This window comes from Rhizobium sp. L43 (assembly GCF_002531725.1).
GTDB lineage: Bacteria > Pseudomonadota > Alphaproteobacteria > Rhizobiales > Rhizobiaceae > Rhizobium.
The window spans coordinates 1-524 of record NZ_NWSQ01000099.1; the positions used below are offsets into that span (position 1 = coordinate 1).

General features: G+C 60.3%; 1 protein-coding gene and 1 pseudogene. Both read right to left on the reverse strand.

Annotated elements, in window-relative coordinates; translation table 11 throughout:
- Window positions 1-347: ABC transporter ATP-binding protein (locus tag CO667_RS34605; RefSeq protein ID WP_143540792.1), on the reverse strand; the 347-nt coding region annotated here is incomplete at its 3' end.
- Between the two features lie 3 nt (window positions 348-350).
- Window positions 351-524: pseudogene (locus tag CO667_RS34610) on the reverse strand (carbohydrate ABC transporter permease); the annotation flags it as partial.

Sequence of the window (524 nt, forward strand, 5' to 3'; positions counted from 1 at the left end):
TGTTTGATCGCCTTTTCCCGTTCGTCCTTGGGCACGCCGCGGATCTCCATGCCGAAGGCGATGTTGCCTGATACCGTCATGTTCGGATAGAGCGCATAGGACTGGAACACCATGGCGATATCGCGCTTGGAGGGATGCAGGCCGCTGATGTCGCGCCCGTCGATCCGGATATCGCCAGACGTGATCGTCTCCAGCCCGGCAATGGTGTTGAGCAGGGTGGACTTGCCGCAGCCGGACGGGCCGACCAGCACGAGAAAGCCGCCCTTGTCGAGTTCGAGGTCGATGCCCTTGAGAATGTCGACGGCGCCGAAGCGTTTTTTAAGACCGGAGATTTCGAGGAAGGCCATGGATTACCCTTTGACAGCGCCCGCCATCAGACCGCGCACGAAGTAGCGGCCGGCGAGGATATAGACGATGAGCGTCGGCACGGCGGCGATCATCGCCGCTGCCATGTTGACATTGTATTCGACCACCCCGGTCGAGGTGTTGACGACATTGTTGAGCGCCACCGTCATCGGCATGGA